13 protein-coding genes are annotated in these 20,147 nt (G+C 63.8%); 4 read left to right on the top strand and 9 right to left on the bottom strand.

The genetic code is table 11. The features are described 5' to 3' along the window. Positions 1 to 34 precede the first annotated feature (34 nt). The 3 genes from U5A08_RS00715 to U5A08_RS00705 form a co-directional block, all read right to left on the bottom strand. Positions 35 to 7,015 (bottom strand): Ig-like domain-containing protein, encoded by a 6,981-nt coding sequence (locus U5A08_RS00715; RefSeq protein WP_321849811.1) that lies wholly within the window; start codon positions 7,013 to 7,015, stop codon positions 35 to 37. 51 nt (positions 7,016 to 7,066) lie between these two features. Continuing rightward, on the bottom strand, positions 7,067 to 7,900 hold the full coding sequence (locus U5A08_RS00710; protein WP_321849810.1) for a sulfotransferase family protein: 834 nt from the start codon (positions 7,898 to 7,900) through the stop codon (positions 7,067 to 7,069). A gap of 118 nt (positions 7,901 to 8,018) precedes the next feature. Continuing rightward, positions 8,019 to 9,632: a glycosyltransferase family 39 protein gene (locus U5A08_RS00705; protein ID WP_321849809.1), complete on the bottom strand. Its 1,614-nt coding sequence runs from the start codon at positions 9,630 to 9,632 to the stop codon at positions 8,019 to 8,021. A 202-nt stretch (positions 9,633 to 9,834) separates the two neighbouring features. Here U5A08_RS00705 and U5A08_RS00700 point away from each other — a divergent pair, with 202 nt between their 5' ends. Both U5A08_RS00700 and U5A08_RS00695 read left to right on the top strand, forming a co-directional pair. Continuing rightward, complete coding sequence (locus U5A08_RS00700) at positions 9,835 to 10,422, top strand: phage tail protein (protein WP_321849808.1); 588 nt, start codon at positions 9,835 to 9,837, stop codon at positions 10,420 to 10,422. 55 nt (positions 10,423 to 10,477) lie between these two features. Further along, positions 10,478 to 10,786, top strand: a complete 309-nt coding sequence (locus U5A08_RS00695) for a hypothetical protein (RefSeq protein ID WP_321849807.1) — start codon at positions 10,478 to 10,480, stop codon at positions 10,784 to 10,786. On the opposite strand, the gene U5A08_RS00690 is transcribed toward U5A08_RS00695, so the two are convergent. The 4 genes from U5A08_RS00690 to U5A08_RS00675 are packed head-to-tail and all read right to left on the bottom strand — an operon-like array spanning position 10,762 to position 15,418. Further along, the gene (locus tag U5A08_RS00690) at positions 10,762 to 11,277 is read right to left on the bottom strand and encodes a GNAT family N-acetyltransferase (RefSeq protein ID WP_253392432.1); all 516 of its coding nucleotides are present in this window, start codon (positions 11,275 to 11,277) and stop codon (positions 10,762 to 10,764) included. The genes U5A08_RS00695 and U5A08_RS00690 overlap by 25 nt on opposite strands. A gap of 15 nt (positions 11,278 to 11,292) precedes the next feature. Then, positions 11,293 to 13,389 (bottom strand): site-2 protease family protein, encoded by a 2,097-nt coding sequence (locus tag U5A08_RS00685; protein WP_321849804.1) that lies wholly within the window; start codon positions 13,387 to 13,389, stop codon positions 11,293 to 11,295. Further along, positions 13,389 to 14,708, bottom strand: a complete 1,320-nt coding sequence (locus tag U5A08_RS00680) for an efflux RND transporter periplasmic adaptor subunit (RefSeq protein ID WP_321849802.1) — start codon at positions 14,706 to 14,708, stop codon at positions 13,389 to 13,391. The genes U5A08_RS00685 and U5A08_RS00680 overlap by 1 nt, the downstream gene beginning before the upstream one ends. Next, entirely contained in the window at positions 14,705 to 15,418 is a 714-nt protein-coding gene (locus tag U5A08_RS00675) for an efflux RND transporter periplasmic adaptor subunit (protein WP_253400320.1), read from the bottom strand. The genes U5A08_RS00680 and U5A08_RS00675 overlap by 4 nt, the downstream gene beginning before the upstream one ends. Positions 15,419 to 15,637: 219 nt before the next feature. On the opposite strand from U5A08_RS00675, the gene U5A08_RS00670 reads away from it, so the two are divergent. Continuing rightward, the gene (locus U5A08_RS00670; RefSeq protein ID WP_321849800.1) at positions 15,638 to 17,806 is read left to right on the top strand and encodes a PA5441 family protein; all 2,169 of its coding nucleotides are present in this window, start codon (positions 15,638 to 15,640) and stop codon (positions 17,804 to 17,806) included. Then, entirely contained in the window at positions 17,803 to 18,507 is a 705-nt protein-coding gene (locus tag U5A08_RS00665; protein WP_321849799.1) for a DUF3142 domain-containing protein, read from the top strand. Before U5A08_RS00670 ends, U5A08_RS00665 begins: the two co-directional genes overlap by 4 nt. A gap of 76 nt (positions 18,508 to 18,583) precedes the next feature. On the opposite strand, the gene U5A08_RS00660 is transcribed toward U5A08_RS00665, so the two are convergent. Together U5A08_RS00660 and U5A08_RS00655 are read right to left on the bottom strand one after the other, a co-directional pair. Further along, complete coding sequence (locus tag U5A08_RS00660) at positions 18,584 to 19,156, bottom strand: hypothetical protein (protein ID WP_321849797.1); 573 nt, start codon at positions 19,154 to 19,156, stop codon at positions 18,584 to 18,586. A gap of 131 nt (positions 19,157 to 19,287) precedes the next feature. Next, positions 19,288 to 20,136: an ABC transporter permease gene (locus U5A08_RS00655; RefSeq protein ID WP_253392423.1), complete on the bottom strand. Its 849-nt coding sequence runs from the start codon at positions 20,134 to 20,136 to the stop codon at positions 19,288 to 19,290. Positions 20,137 to 20,147 lie beyond the last annotated feature (11 nt).

The raw sequence follows: 20,147 nt of genomic DNA, 5'->3' as shown, positions 1-20,147 counted from the left end.
ACTGCCCCTGTTACTGCGCCTTGATTTAAGTGTGTCAGGCCTGCATTTCGCTGATGCCGACCTGTTGCAATGCCTGCGCCAGGTCCATCACCTGGCGCTGTTCCACGTCTTTGATCTGCTGCAATTGCTGGCCCAGGGTCGGGGCGCCGAACACGCCCCGCAGGCCTTGGGCCGCGTCACCGCCGCCCTGGATCGCTCGGCTGTCGAACGCCTTGAGGCCACTGTCCCCGCCGCTGCTCTCACGGTTGAACAACCCCGACAAGGTGCTTGAACCAAACACCCCGCCATCGCCGCCACCAAAGCCGAGGAAGCCCTGTGCGCTGCCATCCCCGCCGCTGTCGCTGTTGAACACCTGGGCAATGAAGCTGGGCGCCAAGGCGCCGTTATGAATGAAGATACTGCCGATAGGCGGCAAGCCCGCGCCCATTTCACGTTGTTCGAACAACGCCGGGAAGCCGATGGGTGAACCCAGGTCGCCCACGGGCCGGCCAAACACGATCGGTTGCAGCGGCACATCCGGCGCGCCGGGTGGCGGTGCCGGGTCGGTGACGCGGAACAGCGGGTCGCCGGTCAGGGCAATGGTGTTGATCCCATAGTTGTTGGAATTGGCATGACCGCTGCCGGCGTTGCCCGCCAGGTCACTCACCAGGCCGTTATCGAGGGTGATGAAGTTGTTCGGGGCGTTAAGGTTGGCCGTCGGCGTGAGGGTCGCGGTCCAGGTCTGGCCGCCGTCGTTGCTGGCCAGATTGGACAAGGTGCCGTTGGCCACGCTGAGGTCATCCAGCGTGAAGCCGCTGACTTTCTCACTGAAGGTAAACGTGACGGTGGTGGTCTGGCCGACGGTCAGGTTCGGGTTGCCAATGCTGATGGTCGCCGTCGGGCGTTCGCCATCGATCACGAAGTTGTTCGAGATCGCAATGCCGCTGCCGGCGTTACCGGCGGCATCGCTGACCTGGCTGGCATCCAGCACGATCAGGTTGGTCGCGTCGGTAATCGCCGCCGTCGGGGTCAGGGTGGCGGTCCAGGTTTTGCCGCCATCGTTGCTGGCCAGGTTGGACAGTACGCCGTTGGCCACACTCAGGTCTGAGAGCGTGAAGCCCGTGACGGCCTCGCTGAAACCAATGGTGACGGTGGTGGTCTGGCCGATGCCCAGGCTGCCGTTGGCCACCGAAATGGTCGCGGTCGGGCGCTGGGTGTCGATCGCATAGTTGTTGGAGTCGGTGCTGCCGCCGCCCGCGTTGCCGGCGGCGGTTTGTACGCCGCTGTTGTCCAGGCTGATCAGGTTGCTGGTGTCGGTCACGTCGGCCGTCGGGGTCAGGGTCGCGGTCCAGGTCACGCCGCCGTCGCTGGAGCCCAGGTTGCTCAGCACGCCGTTGGCCACGCTCAGGTCGGCCAGGGTGAAACCGCTGACGGCCTCGGAGAAGGTGATGGTCACCGCGGCGGTCTCGCCGGCCTTGAGGGCGGTGTCGCCGACCACGATGGACGCCGTCGGCAGCACGGTGTCGATGCTGTAGTTGGCCGAGTCGGTCGTTCCCGCCCCGGCGTTGCCCGCCAGGTCGGCAATGCCGGTATTGGCCAGGGTGATCACGTTGCTGGCGGCGCGGATGCCCGCCGCAGGCGTGAAGAAGGCCGTCCAGGTGACGCCGCCATCGTTGCTGCTGACCGCGCTCAGGGTGCCATGGGCGACGTTCAGGTCGCTGTTGTCAAAACCGCTGACGGCTTCCGAGAACGTGACCGTGACCAAGGAGGTTTCGCCGGCAGTCAATACAGGGTCGGCCATCACGATGGTCGCCGTCGGCCGCTGGTTGTCGATGGCGTAGTTGTTGGAATCGGTGGTGCCGCTGCCGCCGTTGCCCGCCAGGTCGGCGACGCCGGTGTTGTCCAGGGTGATCACGTTGCTCGCGTCGGTAATGCCGGACGTCGGGGTGAACGTCGCGGTCCAGGTCACGCCGCCGTCTGCGCTGCTTACGGCGCTCAAGGTGCCGTTGTTGACCGTCAAATCAGCGTTGCTGAACCCGTTCACCGCCTCCGAGAAGGTGATGACCACCGCTGAGCTGCCACCCACGCCGAGGGCCGGATTCGCGACCACGACGGTGGCCGTAGGGCGCACGGTGTCGACGGCGTAGTTGTTGGAAGCGGTGGTGCCGCTGCCGCTGTTGCCAGAGCCGTTTTGTACGCCGCTGTTGTCCAGGGTGATCAGGTTGCTGGTGTCGCTGATCGCGCTGCTCGGCGTGAAAGTCGCCGTCCAGGTGATGCCGCCGTCGTTGCTGCTGACGGAGGTCAGCGTGCCGTTGGTGATCGTCAGGTCGGCGTTGGTAAAACCGCTGACCGCTTCGGAGAAGGTAATGGTGACCGGCGAGGTGTCGCCGATTTTCAGGGCATTGTCCGCGACGACGATAGTTGCGGTTGGCCGCACCGTGTCGATGGTGAAGTTGCCTGAGTTAGTGACACCGCTGCCGGCGTTGCCGGCCAGGTCGGTGTAGCCGGCGTTGTTCAGGCTGATCAGGTTGGTGGTGTCGCGGACGTTGCCGGTCGGTGTGAAAGTCGCCGTCCAGGTGATGCCGCCATCCGCGCTGCTGACTGCCGAGAAGGTGCCGTTGAGCACGCTCAGGTCGCTGTTGTCAAAACCGCTGACGGCTTCCGAGAACGTGACCGTGACCAACGTGGTCTCGCCAGCACTCAATACAGGGTCGGCCATCACGATGGTCGCCGTTGGCCGCACGCTGTCGATCGCATAGGCGTTGGACAACGTGGTGCCGGACCCGACATTACCGACGCCGTCGACCACGCCGGTGTTGTCCAGGACAATGTGATTGTTGTTCTGAGAGATGCCTGCCACAGGCGTCAACGTCGCGGTATAGGTGATGTTGTCGCTGGTGCTCAGGCTGCTCAGGGTGCCGTTGTCAGTGGTCAGATCGGCCAGGCTGAACCCGGTCACTGCTTCGCTGAAAGTGATGGTCACCAGCGACGAGCCGCCGATCCCCAGGTGGTCGTTGTTCACCACCACCGTCGCGGTCGGACGTTGGGTGTCGATGGCGTAGTTATTGGAATTGCTGGTGCCGACGCCGACATTACCCGACACCGCCGCCTGGACGCCGCTGTTGTCCAGGGTGATCTGGTTGGTGGCGTCGCTGATCGCGCTGCTCGGGGTGAACGTCGCGGTCCAGGTAATGCCGCCGTCGCTGCTCGTGACCGCGTCCAAGGTGCCGTTGGTAATCGTCAGGTCGGCATTGCTGAAACTGGTTACGGCCTCGTTGAACGTAATCGTCACCAGGGAGGAACCGCCGATTCTCAGCGACGGGTTGGCCACCACGATGGTCGCCGAAGGCAACACCGTATCGATGGTGAAATTCGTCGAGTTGGTGGTGCCCGTGCCCGCGTTGCCGGATAGGTCGGCGATGCCGGTGTTGGCCAGGGTGATGATGTTGCTTGCGCTGTTGGTGTTCGTCCCAGGGGTGAAGGTCGCGGTCCAGGTGATGCCGCCGTCACTGGTGCTCAGCCCGCTCAGGGTACCGTGGCTCGCGCTCAGGTCGGCCAGGGTGAAACCGGTCACCGCTTCGGTGAAGGTGATCGTCACCAGCGACGTTTCGCCCGCGGTCAGCGCCGGGTCGGCGACCACGATGGTCGCGGTGGGGCGCACGGTGTCGATGACGTAGTTATTGGAGTCGGTGGTGCCGGTGCCGATGTTGCCGCTGGTGTCGCTGTAGGCGGTGTTGTCCAGGGTAATCAGGTTGGACGTATTGGTGATGTTAGCCGTTGGGGTGAAGGTCGCGTGCCAGGTGATACCGCCGTCACTGCTGCTCACCGCACTCAGCGTACCGTTGGCGATGGTCAGGTCGGCGTTGGTGAAACCGACGACAGCTTCACTGAAGGTCACCGTGACCTGCGAGGTCTGGCCTATCGCCAATGTGCTGTTGGCGACCACCACCGTGGCGGTCGGGCGCACGCCGTCGATGACGACGTTGTTCGACGTGGTGGTGCCGCTGCCGGCGTTACCCCCCATGTCCTGGACCCCGGTGTTGTCCAGGGTGATGTGGTTGCTCGCGCTGACGGTACTCGCTGTCGGGGTGAAGGTCGCGGTCCAGGTCACGCCACCGTCGGTGCTCTGCACCCCGCTCAGGGTGCCATTACTAACCGTCAGGTCCGCGTTGGTTAAATCAGTCACGGCTTCGCTGAAGGTGATGGTCACCAGCGAGGTCTGGCCGATGCCCAGGTTGCTGTTGGCGAACACGACAGTCGCGTTCGGCCGCTGGGTATCGACGGCATAGGTGTTGGAGTTGGTGGTGCCACTGCCGGCGTTGCCCGCGCCATCACTGACCAGGGTGTTGTTCAGTGCGATGACATCGCCGGTACGGGTGACCCCGGCGGTCGCTGTCAGGGTTGCGGTCCAGGTGATACCGCCGTCGCTGCTGCCCAAGCCGCTCAGGGCACCGTCGGCGACCGTGAAGGCGCCGGCGGTGAGCCCGCTGACCGCCTCGCTGAAGGTGATGGTCACCAGGGACGTGTTACCGCTGATGTTCAGTGCGGTATCGGACACCACGATGGTCGCGGTCGGCCGCACCGTGTCGACCGCATAGGTGTTGGACGTGGTCGTGCCGGTACCGGCGTTGGTCGCGGCATCGGTATAGAGGGTGTTATCCAGGGTGATGACGTTGCCGCTGCTGGTATTGCCGGCAGTCGGCGTCAGGGTCGCGGTCCAGTGGATATTGTCGCTGGTGCTCAGGCTGCTCAGGGTGCCGTTGGACGCCGACATGTCAGTAAGGCTGAAACCGCTTACCGCCTCGCTGAAGGTAATGTTCACCGTCGAGTTGACCGTGGTGTTCAGCGTCGGCGCGACCACCGAGACAGTCGCGCTCGGACGCACGGTATCGATGGTGAAGTTGTTGGACGAGGAGGTGCCGGTCCCCGATGTCCCCGTCGATGTGCCGGTGACGCCGGTATTGTCGAGGACAATCTGGTTGGTGGCGCTGGTCACGCTCGCGTTCGGCGTAAAGGTCGCGGTGTAGGTGATGTTGTCGCTGGTAGTCAGGGTGCCCAGCGTACCGTTGCTAATCGTCAGATCGGCGCTGGTAAAGCCGGTCACGGCCTGGTTGAAGGTAATGGTCACCTGCGACGTGCTGCCAATATGCTGCGAGGCATTGCCGACCAAGATGGTCGCGGTCGGTGGCGGTACATAAGCGGTGTTGAGCGTGCCGCCGTCGTTGAAGATATTGTTTACCGACGCCAGAGCAGCGCCCGTACTGCCGCCACCCAGTGCCGAACCACCCGAGCCGCTGCCGCCGGCGTTGCCGGTCATCGCCGCGAAGTTGGCGGCGGTCATCAACAACGTGCCTTTGTTCCAGATCGCACCGACGCCTTTGCCGGCCGCGCCACCGGAGTCGACGGAACCGCCCTGGCCGCCGCCACCACCGCCACCACCGCCGGCACCGAGGTTATTGGAAATCACTGAGGTGCCGACAACGGTCAGGGTGCCAGTGCTGCCGTTATAGATACCGCCACTGGCCGATGCACCGGCCCGACCCGGCCGGTCCCAACCGGAGCCGCCGCCGCCGCCACCAATGGAGAGCGTGCCGTTGTCCGCGGTGCCGCCAGCGCCGCCATTGGTGTAGCCGAAGGTTCCCTGGCCGCCCGCACCACCGACGCTGCCGCCGCCACGCCCACCCATGGAAGCGGCGTTATACCCACCGCCGTTGCCGCCCTGGTTGGCGCTGCCGGCGGTGCCTGCGTAGTAAGGGCCGGTTACCGCGCCAAAAGCCGCGGTACCACCGTTGCCACCGTTCTGCCCACCAATACCGCCGCCACCGCCACCACCACCACCGACGTAGCCGTAGGTGACGTAGGGTGCAGTCACCCCGCCACCGCCGCCGCCGCCCGAAGCCACGTTGCCGGTCACAGTCACGTTTTTCAAGGTCAGGTTACCGGCATTGACAATCCCGCCGCCCATCGCCGCCGTCGCATCAACACCGGCATTTGCGCCATTGCCCGCCGCCAAGCCCTTGGTAATGATCAGGCCGTCCAGGGTCGCAGTGACCCCGGAATTGACCATGAGCACCTGCGTCTTGTACTGCCCGCTGAGGGTCACATCAGCAACGCCATCGAGGTTGAGGTCGCCTTCGACGGTCAGGTTCTTGCTGATGACCAGTTGCGAATTCAGGTTGACCGTCATGCTGGTGTAGAAGGTGACGATATCACCCGCCACCGCGCTGCTCAGGGCCGAGCGCAGTGAACCGACGCCACTGTCAGCGTTGCTGGTCACGGTAATGGTCGCCAGGCCGTACTGATACGCCGACATCGCCTGGTACGACAACGCCGTATGGCTTTCGATGGAGCCGGTGGCGATTTCCAGGGTCCAGTCGCCGCCCAGGCCGGTGCGGTCGGTGGACGCGGCAATATCGCGTCCGGTCAGTTGCGCCAGCGAGTCGACAAAGTTAATGCCCTTGTCGCCGGCAGCGGTGTTGCAGGCGTAGATCAGGATATCGCCGCCCACGTTCATGTCCTGGCCGATCTGCGCCAGCACTTCGCTGCGGGCCGCAACGTTGTCGGCGGACAAATAGGTATTGCCCAGCCACAGATCACCGGCATTGCCGTGGGCGATGATCTGCACCGAGCTGACGCCCTGATGGCTGCCCAGGTAATCGGCGATCTGCTGCAGGCCGTCCTTGCTCGCATCCAGTTGCACCACTTGGGTGCCGGGGGCGACGCCTTTGAGCAGATCGGCGGAGTCCTTTACGCGGGCATCGACAAACACCACGGTCTGCCCCGGCACGGCAACCGGTGCGGGGGTGGCGGGCGCGTCGGACTGCGGGTGGCTTTCGCTGCCGGTGGCGGCGTGTTCGGTGGTCGGCGCCTTGGCCGCTTCTGCGGTGGCGTGACTGTCGGCCTGGGCCGCATCGGCCACGGTGGCGGCCACTGCGCCGTCGAACAGCATGCGCGGTTCCAGGGACATAATCATCGGCGTCGCCAGGGTGCTGGCATTGGTTGTTGCTGGCCGTGCCTTAAGGTTGTTCCACCACATGCTGCTCACCCGTCGGTCGAATGCTGATTCCCGCAATGAAAAAAACCGCGATCAACTGATCGCGGCATCGGCTTTGGTACGGATCACATTGGCGGCGCTGGAGGTGCCATCACGCCAGAAAGACATATGCGCGAACTGCTCGAAGAGATCGGGCGGCAGGATGGTCCGTCGCGGCTGCAACTCCACCTTCGGCTTGACCCGATGCAAACCGCTCACACCGAGGGCGTCGTCGAAGTCCGGCGCGTCGTAACTCAGGTGCTCGAAATCATGCTCGAACCAGGGCTCGCCGATAAATTCGTAGACCAGCCGCATGACCCGTTCCGGGGCCTGGGAGAGCAAGTCGTAGTCGACGACCAGCATCGAGTCGGCGCGTTCACCGTAGTACGCCTCTTTGAGCGCCGACCAGGCGTACCCCACCAGGCGATTGCGCTGGCCGAGGGTTTCGACACGGCTATAGACGGTGTTGCGCTCGACGTCGTCGTTGAACAGCTTGGTGTTTTCGAAGGGGTTGGCGCGGTACACACGCTCGAGGCTGTCCATGATCCACGCCACGTTACGCACGCAGGCGATCACCTTGGCCTGGGGGAACAGGTCGTGCAGCGCCGGCATGCGGGCGCACCATTGGCGGTTGGTGTCGAACACCACAGGGACAGGGGCGCGGTCGGCGTAATAGGCGTCGAACAAGCCGCGCAGCAAGCGGCGCCGGGTATTGGCATCGATGACCGAGCCAAACTCGCTGCCGGCACTGCATTGCCCCAGCACGCCGTTGAACAGGGTGCCCACGGGGCTGCTCATGCCGGCGTGAAAGCGCGGGTTCTGCAAAAGGATCGCAGACAGCAGCGTCGAGCCAGAACGGGGTAAGCCGGAGATAAAGTGATACTGCATCCCTTCACCACTTTTGTAGGACAAGAATCCATTTGTAAGCGAATCGTAACTGATGATTACAAAGTCCACTAGTGGTCAAATGCCACTGTTTTGATATTCCCTTCATTCTAAATGGATATTAGCGACAAGCCTCTGGCTGCGATGGCTCTGGGCCGAGGCATAGTACGAATAATCGCGCCCTGGCTCCGCCCCCGTCCTGCTGCATTTTTTGACGCCATCCGTCCGGTAGCGGCGCAAAATCGTCCGGTGCTTCATTGCTGCTGATCAGCCAGACACGCTGGGTATCGGCCGGCAATGCCGACAAACGGTCGAGGTAAATACGCCCGCCGTCCTGATCCACCAGGGTGCCGAAGCCATAGGCATTCGGCCGCGTCGGTGTGCCATCAGGCTTGGGCGGGGTATAAAGCTGCAATTGGGCGTCGGTCTGGTCGTAATACACGTAGCTCAAGTACCACAGCATGTCGCTGAGGACGATGCGGTCACCTTCCTGGTAGTTACGATTGACGAACTCCACCGGCACGTTGAACTGATCATCCACATCCACCGTGGCGTTGTTCTTCACCCCCAGCAGTTCCACACCGACGCACAGCACGAACAATGCCGCGCCCAGCCATGAAAGACGCCTGGGCAGGCGGTCGATGGCCAGCGCCAGGAGGATCGGCAAGGCCAAGGCATAGACGGTGAGGTAACGTTCGATAAACACCGGCGAGATGAACGACGCCCCGTACACCAACAGCAGCGGCAGCAAAAAAAACAACGCCAGCAGCACGGCCGGCCGGTAGCGCGCCTGATCGCGCCAGGCGCTGACGCCCACCACGGTCACCAGCAGCAGCGGGAAAGACCAGAACAGCACCGGCCATAAGCCAAGACCTTCGTCCTGCAACATGAACTGCCAGATCATCGACGGCACGGAGAGCAGGCTGACCGGCGCTTCCCAGCCGATGTCGCCACCGACCTTGAGCTGCTCGACATGCTGCACCAGCCCCACCAGATTCGGCAGCCAAGGCAGATACGCCAGTACGATCGCGACGTTGACCGCCCACCAGGCCGGACGCGTGATCAAGCGCCGGCCGGGTGGCTGGGACGCACTCAACAGCCCCAGCCAGACCCAATGCACCAACACACACAACGCAGTGAAGTAATGGGTGTAGAAACCGGCAGCCATCAGCAGCCCATACGCCAGCAGGTAGCGCGTGCGCTCGGGTTGGCGCACCCAATACACCAACGCCAGCGTCGCGCCCAGCAGCCACACGCCGAGCAGCGAGTACATGCGCACTTCCTGGCTGTAGCGCACCGCGCTGGGGAACAGCGCCAGCAGCACACCGGCCAGCACGGCGGCGCGACGGGTGGACAGTTGCCGCGCAAGCCAGATGCCCAGGCCCACCACGACCACGCCGGGAATCGCACTCATGCTGCGAATCGACCAGATGCCATCGCCGAACAGCGCGATCCAGCCGCGCAGCAGGAAGAAATACAGCGGCGGATGCACATCGTGGGCGGCGTGAAACCACAGGTCGACCGCCGCATATTGGGCGAGCAGCAGGCTCGAGCCTTCATCGCCCCAGATCGCTGCGGCCGTCAGGCCATAAAAACGCACGGCCAGCGCCAGCGCCAGAATCGGCACCCACCATAGGCGGCGTAACCAACCCTTACCTTCCCGGCCCCCCGCGAGGCGATTGACAGCAGAAACTGCCCCAACCATGTCGTCTTGCTCTACCACAGACCGTCGCACCCCAATTCCCCTGCCACTGCCCGTTTTCAGGGCCAACCCTGCGCTTGCGCAAACAGGCGCCACTCTAGGACAAAAGCCCCGGATTCGCTCGTTGTTTCGCAACCGGCAGGCAGCGCTCAAAACCTGCGTCTACGCTCTGCGATGAAGCCGGATCGACTGGCTTTATATCCCCTTGAACAGCTCACACAAGGATGAACGATTCATGGAAGTATTCATCGGCACCATCCAACCTTTCGCCTTTAATTTCGCCCCAAGAAACTGGGCCTTCTGCGCCGGCCAGCTCCTGCCCATCAGCCAATACCAGGCGCTGTTCGCGCTGATCGGCACGACATATGGCGGGGACGGCACGCAAACCTTCAAGCTGCCTGACCTGCAAGGTCGCCTGCCCATCGGCCAAGGCAATGGCCCGGGCCTGTCGCAGCGGTTCATCGGCGACGTCGACGGCGTCGAAAGCGTGATGGCTACCCAGGCCAACCTACCCACGCATACCCATGGCACGGCGGCGCTGGCGGTCAGCGCGACGGTGCAACTGGCCGCCACCGCCAGCAACCCGGTCACAGCGCCGACCGCCACCCACGCGTTTATCGGCGCCTCCGGCGGCGGGCCGGGCAGTGCCTCAATCTTCTCCGACCAACAGGGCGCCAGCCCGGTACCGCTCAACGGCGTCAGCACGAGCTTGACCGGCACGCTGGCCTCGGCCGGCCAGGGGTTGCCCATGAACACGATGAACCCGTTCCTGGTGATCAACTTCAGCATTGCCCTGAACGGGGTCTTTCCGTCACGCGACTGACCCGCCCTTGGGCCGAGGCGCCTGGGCCTCGGCCTCTCTGACACGGAGCCGATGTATGTTGAACCTGGTCACCCCCGAGCACTTTCGCCCTCTGCTTGCGCGCACGAGTGTGTTGTACCTGCCGGATGGGTCGGCGCTGCCGATCCAGATCCAACAGGTGACCGCTGCGCCCAAAGCCAGCTTGCCGGGCAGCCCGCGCACGGCCTTCAGCGTGTTGCTCGACAGCCTGGAGCCGACGGATTTCGTCGACGGCCTCTGCCGTTTGCCGCTGGGGCAGACCTGCCTGGAGCAGGTGTTTGTGTCCCGCGAACCCGCCATGGGCCGCGACAACGCACGCGGTTATTTCTGCATCGTGTTCAACTGAGACGGGTACCACACCAGCCGCTGCGCGGCGGGCGTCTCTTCCTCCAGCCGAAACCCCAGCGCCAGGTAATGCTGGCGCGCATGGGGGTTGCTCGCCCACACAACCGTAGCCACCGGGCAACACACCTGCTGCGCGGCCCGTTGCACGCCTTGCAGTATCGCGCGGCCAAAACCCAGGCCTCGGGCGGCGGGGATAAACGCCAGGTACAGCACGCGGATTTCATTCGGGCCAAAATCGGCACTCAGGGCGCCAATGGGCGTGTCGAGTTTTTCGATCACATAATGCAAGGCGCCGGGAAAATGCTCGCCCATACCGTTTTCCTGCACCTGAAACTGTTGCGCGATCACCGCCTCGACCAGCCCCTGCTCACCGTCGATCCACTGCAAATCGGCACGCGCCGAGCGGTAGAGGCTTTGCAGAAATGGCCCGTCGGTGGGCCGTGACGGGCGCACCGCCAGGCCTTGCGCCAAAGCGCCGTCCTTGTTCAACATGCCTTTGCACTCCTGTCAGAACCCGCTTTCCCGCACGCCCAAGGCCGCCGCTCGGCGCCAGGCCACGCCCAGCACCGACTCGCTGCGCCCTTGCAACACCACCACGCCGCGCAGCGGTTGATGGGGGGTGGCGATCGGTTGCGCACTGCGCAACCGCACACCGTATTGCGCCTGCACCGGCGCCGGGCGCTGGTTTTCGTCACGACGCACAGCAATCGGCCCATGGTGGTCGGAGGTCAGGGCTTCCTGGTCCAGATAGGCCACGCCGTTGGCATCGATGTCGGTCAACACCACCGGGATGGCGGCGCGCATCGGGTCATCGGCGATAAACCGCCCACTCGCCCCCGGTGTCACCCGCCACAACTCGGACTCCTCCAGATAACCGCGCAGGCGCGCGCCCTCTTCGACCACTTGCGCCAACGGGTCTTTAGGCGACAGCCAGCGGCCCACGCTCAATTGCGGCAGCACGTCGCGCACGGTGCCGGCATGGGGCGCGCGCAACAGCAGGCGTTCACGCTGGGCGGCGAGCCCGCGGTATTCGGCCAAGGCCTGGGACAGACGCTGATCGTTGATCCCCGCGTCGGCCGCGGTTTCACTGCGTCCGGCCTGGCGACGCATCTGCAACTGCAAAATTTCCACTTCGCGGCGCACGATGCTTTGCCGTGCGTCCAAATCCGGCGATTCCAATTCGATCAGCACCTGGCCCTGGGTCACGACTTGCCCATCCACCACCCGCAACTGTTTTACCCGCGCCGCCACCGGCGCGTGCAAGGCACTGGCGCGCCCGGCCTCGAGCATGCTCGGCAGCTCCACGGCACTGCGCCACGGCACCACTAAGGCGAGCACGATCAACACCAGGCCCAGGCCGCTGAGCAGCACCCGCGGCGCATGGGCCTGGCTGCGGCGACTCCACCATTCGCGCCACTCCTTGAAGATCGGCAGGCAGATGAACCACACCAGTTCCACCAGCATCAGGAAGATCCCGAGCAGCTTGAAGAACAGGTGATACACCGCCAGGGCAATCCCCAGGAACAGCGCCGCCCGCCACAACCACGCCAGGTAACCCCACCACAGCAGGCGCCGTTGCATGTTTGGCGCCCAGGGTTCCGGCGCCGGTTGGCCATAGCCGAACAACCACTCGCGCAGGCGCCAGCGGCAAAGGGCAAAGGCACGGCCTTGCAGGTTGTCGACGCCCCACAGGTCGCTGATCAGAAAGTAACCATCGAAGCGCATGAACGGGTTGAGGTTGATCGCCAGGGTGGTCAGCCACGTCGCACTGGCCAGCATGAACGCCGCCGTGCGCGTCGCGCCGTCCGGCAACAGCGACCAGGCCAGCAAGGCCACACAAGCCAGCAACAGCTCGGCCATGACCCCACCGGCGCCGATCAGCAACCGCGCGCGCCGATCATTGACGCGCCAGGCGTCACTCACATCGGTGTAGAACATCGGCAGCAACACCATGAACGCCACCCCCATGCTTTGCACCCGGCACCCGGCACGCTTGGCCATAAAGGCATGGCCGAACTCATGGCACAGCTTGGCGAAGAACAACGCCGCGCCAAATGCCAGGGCACCGCCGAGGCTGAACAGATGTGGAAACGTCGCCAGAAAACGCTGCCAGTCGCGCGCCACCAGAAACACGCCCAGGCCCAGGGTCAGCGGCAAGCCGTAGCGCAACAGCCCCGGCCCGAACCGCGCCAGCCACGGCCAGGCGCGGTTGAGAAACGCGTCCGGGCGCCACAGCGGGATGCGGAAGAACAAATATTGATGCAGCAGGATTTGCCACAGGCTTTGCTTACGGGCGGCGGCCTTGAAGGCGTAACTGGCACGTTGCTGCGGGTCCAGCGCGGCGATCAGGTCATGGGCGCGCAGGAAACTCAGCAGCTCATCCACTTCGCTGTCGCCCAGGGGCAGGCCCGGCTCACGGTTGGCGGCCTGCAGGACGTGTTGCGGATCGCCTAGGGACCAATGGCGCAGCAGGCGAATGGCGGTGGCGCCGAGTTTGAAATAACGCCCGCGCACCGGGTCGGCCAGGGTCCAGCGCGGCGAGCCGTCCAGGGCCGCGCCGGCGCTGGACAGTTGCAGGTCTTCGCGCAGTGGGGGCAGGTTCATCAGAGGCCGACGCTCTGGCGCAGGCCAGCCAGTGGCCGACGCAACAGGTACAGGGCCAGGGGCGCGCGCTCACCGAAGAGCTTGGCGGTGCCGCGCAGGCCGATGCGTGGCGGTGCCTCATCGAACCGCGCATCGAGGCGATAGGCAAGTTGCCCGCCGGGTGTGGGCTGCGCCTCGTAGGCGGCGCGTTGCAAGGTGGCGAGGTGACGCTGCAACGGGTCGCTGTCGAGGAACAGCGCCACTTGGGCGTCCGGCGCCAATGCGATGGCATCGCCCACCGCCAGTTCGATGCGCAACTCTGCCTGGCCGGGATCGGCGATCTGCAGCAGACGCTCGCCGGTCTGTACCGGTTTGCCGGTCCAGCGTTCGGCGTCGGCAAACACCGCGATACCGTCACGCTCGGCGCGCACTTCGCTGCGTTTGAGCAGTTCACGGGCGTAGTCACGCTCGGCGCGTTTTTGCTCGACCCGTGCGGCGAGCAAGTCGATACGCGAACTCGACTCGGCATCGGCAAAGGCGCGTTGGGAATTGGCCTTGAGCTCCGCTTCGGCCACACCCAAGGCACGCGCCGCCACATCGGCCTGGGCCGTGAGGGTGGTACTTTCGAAGCGCAGCAGCAGGTCGCCGGTTTTCACCGTCTGGTTGGGTTTGACCAGGAACTCGGCGATCACCCCGTCCAGCGGCGCCGCCACCACTTGGCCGGCCAACGGCACCACTTCGGCGGGCGCCAGCACCGATTGGCGCACCGGAATCAGCAGCATCAGCAGTAACGCGACCACCACCAGCACCTGACGCTTGCGGGTCAGGCGCAGCCGCCACGGCTGGCGCGGTTGCAGGGCGCGCCAGGCATGGCTGTACGTATCGCCCAACTGCGCCAGCAGCACCTGCTCGGCCGGGTTCCAGGAGGTATCTCGCGCCAGCCACACACCACCGAATACGCGGCCTTGCGGGTCGATCAAGGGCAACCAGAACACATGGCCAGCGGACAAACTCTGCCAGTCGGCCTGGACCTGCTCACTCAATTGCGCAGCCGGCACTTCCCGAGCGGTCTGACCCAGCCCGTGTTTGTGCAATTGCGCCACGGCCTGCTCGACGAAGGCCACAAACGGCGCATTCGGGTCGACGCTGCTCACCGCCGTCACCGCCCGCACCTTGCCGGCGATCAACAGCGCCGCATGGCGGTAGCCGAACAACGGTTGCCCATCGTTGACCAGGCTATACGCCAATTGCTCAGTGCTCTGGGCCGCGCGGGTCTGGCGTTCCAACTCGAGAAACTGCGCGAATACCCGCTCGGCATTGCCCGTCATCGGTGCGTTCATTGCAGTTGTGCAAAGTGAGCGGTGCCGCTCATGCCTGCCATCAAGCCGCTGGCATTGGGCAAGGTCGCGACCAACAGCAGGGTCTGGCTGCCTTCGTCAATGCGGGCGCCAAGGCGTTTGACGGTGGCGCTGAATGCCTGGCCGGTTTCGTCAGGAGTGAAGCTGAACGTCTGCCCGGGCTTGAGTTTGCTCATCCAGCGCGACGGCACCAGCAAGTGGATCTCCAGGCTGCGGTTGTCGACGATTTCCAGCAGCGGCGCGCCGGCCGAGACGCTTTCATAACGTTGGACTTTGCGCTGCACCACCTGGCCGTCATACGGCGCCAGCACGCTGCAGCGCTTGACCTGCACCTGATAGACCTGGGACTGGGCCTGGGTTTCGGTGAGTTTGGCTTCGGCGCGGGCCACTTCAAACCGGCCGACCGAATTCAACGCGGCCAGTTGTTTGTTGTGGGCCAGCTCTTCGCCGGCGCCACGACTGGCAGCCGAGGCGGCATTGAGTTGAGCCTGGTAGGCCGAACAATCGAAACGCGCCAGGGTGTCGCCCTTCTTGAACGACTCGCCCTCGCTGAACGGCAACTCGACAATACGGCCCGACAATTCACTGGCGAGCATCGCCTGGTCACGGGCACGCAATACGCCACGGGCTTCACTATCGGCGCTGACGGCGGCGGGCGCGTGGTCCAACAGCGGATCGTCCGCCATGACCATCGGCGTCAGGCTCACCAAGCAGCAAAAACCCAGTACCGACCTACATAACTGCTTCATATACCCGACCTCCCTGACGATGTGCGCAGTCTAGGGCAGCGGAGTTAAATTGCCACTACCCCCAGTCAGACAAATCAGCAATTTTTGTAGGCCTTTGCCGAAGCCTTCGCCGGATCACGTTATGATTGGCGCCCTCCAAGGACTCAGGATCAAGGACACGTCATGCGCATCGGTTTTCTGTCACCCCTGGCACTGGCACTGCTCGCCGGTCTCTCCCAGCCGGCACGCGCCAGCTCCGACGACTCGTGCTACCCCGACTGGAGGGTCTCGCGGGACAGCCTGGACACGTGCAACAACCTGCCGTTCCTGAGCCCCGGCAATGACAGCCGAACCAACCTGCGCCTGTTGCTGGCCGACAAAAAAGCCGCGCCCCTGGCGCCAAACGCCTTGAGCGACGACGACCTGTCCCAAGGCTTCGGTCCGGTGCCGTTCCCGGTGTACCGCCTGGTGCCGATCGCCGCCACGCCGGCCGAACCGGATAGCACGCCGCACGCTTCACCCAGCGCCGAACTCGACACCCTGCTCCAGCCATTGGGCATCCAGCGTGACGAATACAAATCCGCGGGTGCTGACTTCCTGAATGGCGAAGGCAGCCGCTGTCGCAGCAACGACGACGACAGCGCTACCGCGTTTATCCGTCAGGTGCTCAAGGCCGACATGCCGGCGGCCGAGCGCGAGTTGCTGGTGAAGGCGCGCTTGCAATTGCTCACGGCGTGCTCCTGGGACGGCCAAGTGGTGGACGCACAGCAGATCCAATCCACCGAAGGCCAACTGCTTCGCACCTATCTGCAAGCCGCCGCCGACTTCTACAGCGGCCGCTTCAGTGACGCCGAGCGCGGTTTTGCCGGCGCCAGCAGCAGTCATCTGCCCTGGCTGAAGGAAACCGCACTGTACATGACCGCGCGGACATCACTGAACCAGGCGCAGGCCGACGCCTTCGACGAATACGGCATGCCGCAACTCGAGCATGTGGATAAGTCCGCCCTGAGCGATGCCGAAGAGGGCTTCCTCGGTTACCTGAAGACTTATCCACAAGGTGATTACGTCGCCTCCGCCCGTGGCCTGCTGCGCCGGGTGTATTGGCTGGCGGACGATCACACCAAGCTCGCCGAGGCCTATGCCTGGCAATTGACCCAGGCCACCGACGCCCAGCGCAATGTGTCCGTGGATGAACTGGTGGCCGAAGCCGACCTCAAGCTGCTGATGGTCAACGGCAAGGCGGTCAAGAACCCGATGATCCTGCTCGTCAGCGACCTGATGCTGATGCGCGCACACACGCCGCCGACCCTCACCCGCGCCGACCTCGATGGGCAAAAAGCCGTGTTTGCCGACGAACCGGCGCTGTTCGACTACCTGCAAGCGGCGTATGCCCTGTACGTCGAGCATCAACCCGACAGCGCGTTGAAGCATCTGCCCCAGGACGTGCCGTCGAACCCGGATTACTTCGCCTTCAGCCAACAGACCCTGCGCGGCCTGGCCCTGGAAGCCAAGCAAGACTGGAAAGCCGCAGAAAAACTCTGGCTGCAACTGCTGCCGCTGGCCAAGCAACCGCTGCAACGCGACCAGTTGGAGCTGGCACTGGCGATGAATTACGAGCGCAGCGGCCAGTTGGCCAAGGTGTTCGCCGCCGATTCGCCGATCAGCGCCAAACAGGTGCGCTACATCCTGCTGCGCAACAGCGCCGGGCCGGACTTGCTGCGCCAGCAGATCGCCCAGGCGCACGACCCGCTGGAGCGCCAGACCGCGCAATTCGTGCTGCTCTATAAAGACCTGCTGCGCGGCCAGTTCGCCACCTTCGACGACGACCTCAAGCAACTGCCGGCGTCGGCCCCGGACGACAAGCTGGGCACCAGCCTGGGTTATGTCTACGGCGCCGGCCAGACGTTGAAACTGTTCCAGTGGAACGGCGATAAGGCCGAATCCGGCTACGCCTGCCCGAGCATTGCGCAAACCGCCGCAACCTTGCAGAACGATGCGAAAAACCCCCACGGCCTGAACTGTTTCGGCGAGTTCATCCTGCGCAACAACCTCGATAGCATGCCGCTTGAGCAGGCGCGCGCCGCCGGCAGCCTGGGCAGCACGCCATCGGACTTCAAGGGTGCCACCTTCTCGCGGCTCGACGGCTACCAACAGGTGATCGGCAACCCCAAGGCACCTAAGGCCGACAAAGCCTACGCGCTGTTCCGCGCCCTTAATTGCTACGCGCCGTCTGGCTACAACAGTTGCGGCGGCGAAGACGTTGCGCCGGCCGTGCGCAAGGCCTGGTTCCGCCAGCTCAAGACGGGCTTTGCCGACACGCAGTGGGGCAAATCGCTGCAGTACTACTGGTGAAACCGCTGTGGCTCGGCTTGCTGTTGCTGGCAAGCCCGGCCTTCGGCGCCGTCGACGCCCGCGACTATGACGCCTTCTGGCTGTGGAGCGGCGTCACACCACAGCCGGTGCTCAAGCAAGCGAAAACCCTGTACATCCTCCAGGGCCAGATCAACGCCACCCGCCGCGCGCCCCAACGCGGCGTGCAATTGATCGCCCAGGGCATGAGTGTGCCGCGCATCACCCAGGGCGACATCTGGCTGGTCTACCGCGCCCACACCCTACGCTGGCCAGACCGCGTCTACACCCAGTTGCTCGGCCAGGTACAACGCTGGCGCGACGCCGGCAATCCGGTGATCGGCATCCAGATCGACTTCGACGCCCGCACCCAGTACCTGCACGAATACGCCGGCTTCCTGCGCGATCTGCGCCAACGCCTGCCCGCCGACCTGCGCCTGAGCATCACCGGCCTGATGGACTGGAGCAGCAACGCCGACCCGGCCGCCATCGCCCAGCTCAACGGCGTGGTGGATGAAGTGGTGGTGCAGACGTACCAAGGGCGCCAGAGCATCCCGGATTACGCCGCGTATCTGCCACGGATGAATCGGCTGGGGCTGCCGTTCAAGATCGGCTTGATTCAGGGCGGAGAATGGGAAACGCCGGGGTATTTGAAGGGGAGTGAGTGGTTTCGGGGGTATGTGGTGTTTTTGCGCAATCCTTGAAGACGCTTGTCTGGAAAATGCCTTTTGGAAACACGTGTCCACCGTGCATGGACACGTGTTTAGCCCACCAAAAAACTCAGTACGGCCCGGGTGGGTTGAGCGCCAAAAATGTCGTCAGCGCCCAGAAACTCGTCCCGATGAGTATCCAGATGCCATTGGCCCAGGTCAGGCGATGGTTGGCGTTGCCCTCCATGTCGTCTTCAACACGATTCACCGCACGCTGAAGCTGCACCGCCAGGGCTGCATAGACGATCAAAAGGCAGACGTTGAGTTTCAGTGCCGTCATCGGCGCTACAAACCAGACATAGGCCTGTGGCAGCAGTGCGCTGAGGATCATTGCGAGCGCCAGGCACCGTGGCCACCAACGATGCGGCGTATTGGTCAGTTCAAGCGTTCGTCGCACCTTCATCGCGAACGAGTAAAAGAAAAACACCGCAAACAAGCCCCGGGCCCAAGGCCAAATGCGGGCACCGGTTGCCTGGCGATAATAGGCCCACTGTTTGTAACTCCAATAAACCATGTACAAGCCTTGGGACAGCAACACCATCAGCAACAGTTTGCGCGGCGCAACAACAAAGAACATCGGTTGATCAGCGGCTGACTGACTCAGATCGGCCAGTGGAGCAGCGTAGGGATTTTCGACGGACATAACGAAGTCTCTTAAGGTTAACCGTCGAAAGGTTAATGTCTGGGCTTGTTGATCGTTCAACGGGACAAAAATCAGGAACGCTCCTACACGCCGGCGGGAGCAAGTCTGATCACTCATTGATCAAGCCAGCCTCAGCGTTGCATGCCCCACCGCTTGACGGTCAATCGCTCGAAGGTGTCGAACAGCAAATTTTCCACCAGCAAGCCGATCAGGATCACCACCGCCAGCCCGGCGAATACCTTGTCGGTGTACAGCTCATTGCGGTTCTGGAAGATGTACCAGCCCAGGCCACCTTTGCCGCTGGTGGCGCCAAACACCAGTTCGGCGGCGATCAGCGTGCGCCAGGCGAATGCCCAGCCGATTTTCAGGCCGGCGAGGATCGACGGCAGTGCCGCTGGAATCAGGATGAACAGCACAAAGCGCATGCCCTTCAACCCATAGTTGCGACCGGCCATGCGCAGGGTTTCGGACACGCCGAGAAACCCCGAGTAGGTGTTGAGCGCCAATGCCCACAGCACCGAATGCACCAGCACGAAAATCAGGCTGTTCTGGCCCAGTCCAAACCACAGCAGCGCCAGCGGCAACAGCGCAATCGCCGGCAACGGGTTGAACATCGAGGTCAGGGTGCTGAGCAGGTCGCGGCCCAGTTGGGTCGACACCGCCAGTGTGGTCAGGGCAAATGCCAGCAGGATGCCGATCAGGTAGCCCTTGATCAGCACCACCAGCGAGATGCCGACTTTACTCAACAACTCGCCACTGAGCAGGCCGTCGTAGAGCGCGTGAAACGTCTGCAGAAAACTCGGCAACAAAAGGTCATTGTTCTGGTAGCGCGCGACCGCTTCCCAGAGGATCGCGAGCACGATCAGGATCAAACCCTTGCGCAACCAGCCTTGTTGCCACAGGCGTTGGCGCAGGGGCAGTTCGCGTTCCACGGGGACGCTGAGCAGCGGTTCAAGGGTGACTTCATATTCCTGGCGCATGAGCGGGCCCC

Source organism: Pseudomonas paraveronii (assembly GCF_963681955.1).
Taxonomy (GTDB): domain Bacteria; phylum Pseudomonadota; class Gammaproteobacteria; order Pseudomonadales; family Pseudomonadaceae; genus Aquipseudomonas; species Aquipseudomonas paraveronii.
The sequence above is the reverse complement of the archived record's forward strand: the minus strand, read 5'-3'. Positions and strand labels throughout refer to the sequence as shown.

What these genes read in the sequence shown, in the direction of transcription:
- U5A08_RS00715 (WP_321849811.1), bottom strand. Translation starts at nt 7,015, where the DNA reads ATGTGGTGGAACAACCTTAAGGCACGGCCAGCAACAACCAATGCCAGC.
- U5A08_RS00710 (WP_321849810.1), bottom strand. Translation starts at nt 7,900, where the DNA reads ATGCAGTATCACTTTATCTCCGGCTTACCCCGTTCTGGCTCGACGCTG.
- U5A08_RS00700 (WP_321849808.1), top strand. Translation starts at nt 9,835, where the DNA reads ATGGAAGTATTCATCGGCACCATCCAACCTTTCGCCTTTAATTTCGCC.
- U5A08_RS00695 (WP_321849807.1), top strand. Translation starts at nt 10,478, where the DNA reads ATGTTGAACCTGGTCACCCCCGAGCACTTTCGCCCTCTGCTTGCGCGC.
- U5A08_RS00690 (WP_253392432.1), bottom strand. Translation starts at nt 11,277, where the DNA reads ATGTTGAACAAGGACGGCGCTTTGGCGCAAGGCCTGGCGGTGCGCCCG.
- U5A08_RS00685 (WP_321849804.1), bottom strand. Translation starts at nt 13,389, where the DNA reads ATGAACCTGCCCCCACTGCGCGAAGACCTGCAACTGTCCAGCGCCGGC.
- U5A08_RS00680 (WP_321849802.1), bottom strand. Translation starts at nt 14,708, where the DNA reads ATGAACGCACCGATGACGGGCAATGCCGAGCGGGTATTCGCGCAGTTT.
- U5A08_RS00675 (WP_253400320.1), bottom strand. Translation starts at nt 15,418, where the DNA reads ATGGTCATGGCGGACGATCCGCTGTTGGACCACGCGCCCGCCGCCGTC.
- U5A08_RS00670 (WP_321849800.1), top strand. Translation starts at nt 15,638, where the DNA reads ATGCGCATCGGTTTTCTGTCACCCCTGGCACTGGCACTGCTCGCCGGT.
- U5A08_RS00660 (WP_321849797.1), bottom strand. Translation starts at nt 19,156, where the DNA reads ATGTCCGTCGAAAATCCCTACGCTGCTCCACTGGCCGATCTGAGTCAG.
- U5A08_RS00655 (WP_253392423.1), bottom strand. Translation starts at nt 20,136, where the DNA reads ATGCGCCAGGAATATGAAGTCACCCTTGAACCGCTGCTCAGCGTCCCC.